Genomic DNA, 2,631 nt, shown 5'->3' with positions numbered 1-2,631 from the left:
GCCGACCGGACCGGGCGGAGATCTGCGCCCCGCCCGGCTCCGGCTATGCCGCGACGAAGACCCCGCCGAGGAAGTCCGCGAGCTCCGACGCCCCCGCCGCGCTCAGCGGGAAGATCCCGGCGACGTAGTGGTCCGGCCGCACGAGCACGACCGCACCGTCGCGGCTCACGCCGCGCTCCGCGAAGATGTCGTGGCCGTCTCCGCGCCGCAGGTCGATCTCGCCGGCCGCGGCCGCGTAGATCTTCTCGTAGTCGGTCAGGCCGAACGGGCCGGATGCCGGCAGGAACAGGCGATCCGCGTCCTCGATGCGCACGTCGTGGTGCTGCTGCTGGTAGACGGCCTTGACGTCGAAGAACGCGTCGAGGTCGGCGCCCGCGGGGGTGAAGCGGCTGACCGGCGAAGCCGGGTTCGCGCGCATCCATTCCGCCCATTCGCCGAGCGCGGTGGCGTCGGCATCCGCGAAGGCGTAGATCCGGTACCGGCCGTCGGCGCGGTGGTGGTGGCCGAGATGCACGGGCACGCCGTCGGCGACGCGGGTCGTGATGACCGATTTGAAGCGCTTGCCGAGCGGGAATCCGGTCGCGAGATCCTGATGGGCGCCGGCGCCCTCCGCGCTCGCGGTCAGCATCGGGTGCTCGTACTGCGTCATGAAGCCCGCGGGGAACTCGGCGGTGCGCACGTAGAAGTCCTCGAGCTCGCCCGGGGTTTCGAACTCCTCGGGCTTCTTCGCCATGAGCGTCGACCACTCGCGGTCGAAGTCGATCAGGTTCTTCGAGGTGACCCAGCGCTCGTCGGAGTAGGTCTCGAGCAGCGACTCGGGGCTGCGGCCTTCGAGCACGTAGCCGAGCTTCCAGGCCAGGTTCCAGCCGTCCTGCATCGACACGTTCATGCCCTGGCCGGCCTTGGCGCTGTGGGTGTGGCAGGCGTCGCCCAGCAGGAAGACGCGAGGCTTGCCGTCGGGCGAGGTCGCCGCGTCGTCGAAGCGGTCGGTGAGGCGGTGCGCGACCTCGTACACGCTGTGCCACGGGGTGTCGCGCACATCGAGGGTGTAGGGGTGCAGGATCTCGTTCGCCTGCCGGATGATCTCCTCGAGCGGGGTGTCGCGCACCTTGCGGCCGTGCCGGTCGAAGCCGTGCTCGTCGGTCTCTCCGAGGTCGACGTAGATGCGGGCGAGGTGATTGCCCTCGCGGGGGATGTGCAGGATGCTGCCCGCCTCGGAGTGGATGATGCACTTCTTGCGGTAGTCCGGGAAGTCGGTGACGGCGAGCACGTCCATGACCCCCCAGGCGTGCAGGGAGCTGGATCCTGCGAGCGATCCGCCGATGGCGCGGCGCACGCTCGACCGCGCACCGTCGGCGCCGACCACGTACTTCGCGCGCACGACGCGGGTCTCGCCTCCGTCGGCGCCTTCGACGGTGTTGATCCCGGCGCCGCTGAAGCCGGAGACGCGGCGCAGCGTCACCGCGACCGGGTAGTCGCCCTCGCCCACCTCGAGCCCCAGGAACTCCCAGCCGTAGTCGACGTCGCCGCGGGCCGGACCGCGTCGGGCGTACTCGGCGAAGTAGTCGATGACGCGGGCCTGGTTGACGATCAGATGCGGGAACTCGCTGATGCCGCTCGGGTCGTCGTGAGTGATGGAGCTGCGGACGATGCCGGCGGGGTTCTCGGGGTCGGGCGTCCAGAAGTCGGTCTCGGCGATCTGGTAGGCCTCGTGAATGATCTCCTGGGCGAACCCGAAGGCCTGGAAGGTCTCGACGCTGCGCGCCTGGATGCCGTCCGCCTGGCCGAGCACGAGGCGGCCGTCGCGGCGCTCGACGATGCGGGTGGTGACGTTCGGGAAGTGCGACAGCTGCGCGTGAGCGGCGATGCCGGCGGGGCCGGAGCCGACGATGAGCACGTCGATCTCGTCGGGCAGCTCTTCCGGGCGGTCGAGCCCCACGCCGGCGGCCGGGAAGACCCGCGGATCGGTCGAGACGTACCCGTGGTGGTGGAACTGCACGGCTTCTCCTTCACTACGCTGTGTGTCGGGGCGTCATCCGGTGCGGGATCGCCCGATCCAGTCATGCGTGTTCAATAGTTGAACTTTAAGTTTGAATACTGCACAATGATTGTACGCTCGCGACGCGCGAGTGACAAGACCGACCAGCCGTACGGCCTGCCGGCGGCATCGCGCGACGGGCATCGACCACACCCCACGAAGGAGCGCAGGATCATGACCGGCCCGATCTCACCATCCGGCACCGCGGGCTCGCAGACGCTGGCGCGAGGCCTGCGCGCCCTCGACATCCTCGCCGAGGCCGACGGTCCGCTCTCGATCGCCGACCTCGCCGAGCGCCTCGGCGTGCATCGCTCCAACGCCTACCGGCTGCTCCGCACCCTCGAGGAGCACCGCTACGTCGTCCGCGACGAGCTCGGCCTGATCCGGCTCGGCCCGCGGCTCGCGGCGCTGGCCCGCGGCGTCTCCCCCGCGCTCCAGTCGGCGGCGCTTCCCGTGCTCACCGAGTTCGCGAACGAGGTCGGCATGACCGCCTTCATCGCCGTGCTCGATCTCGACGACGTCGTGACCCTGATCAGCGTCGAGCCGACACGCGCGCACCCCGCGGTCGCGCAGCGCCCGGGCGCCCGGCACCC

General features: G+C 70.4%; 2 protein-coding genes. One reads left to right on the top strand and one right to left on the bottom strand.

Annotated elements, in window-relative coordinates; genetic code table 11:
• Nucleotides 1–43: 43 nt before the first annotated feature.
• Entirely contained in the window at nucleotides 44–1,999 is a 1,956-nt protein-coding gene (locus ACFPZL_RS12150; protein WP_218116333.1) for an FAD-dependent monooxygenase, read from the bottom strand.
• Between the two features lie 213 nt (nucleotides 2,000–2,212).
• On the opposite strand from ACFPZL_RS12150, the gene ACFPZL_RS12145 reads away from it, so the two are divergent.
• Nucleotides 2,213–2,631, top strand: a 419-nt coding sequence (locus tag ACFPZL_RS12145; protein ID WP_382335614.1) for an IclR family transcriptional regulator, incomplete at its 3' end; no start/stop codon positions are given.

The sequence above is a fragment of the Leucobacter soli genome (genome assembly GCF_042659205.1).
Lineage (GTDB): Bacteria > Actinomycetota > Actinomycetes > Actinomycetales > Microbacteriaceae > Leucobacter > Leucobacter soli.
This window is presented reverse-complemented; position numbering and strand designations above follow the sequence as displayed.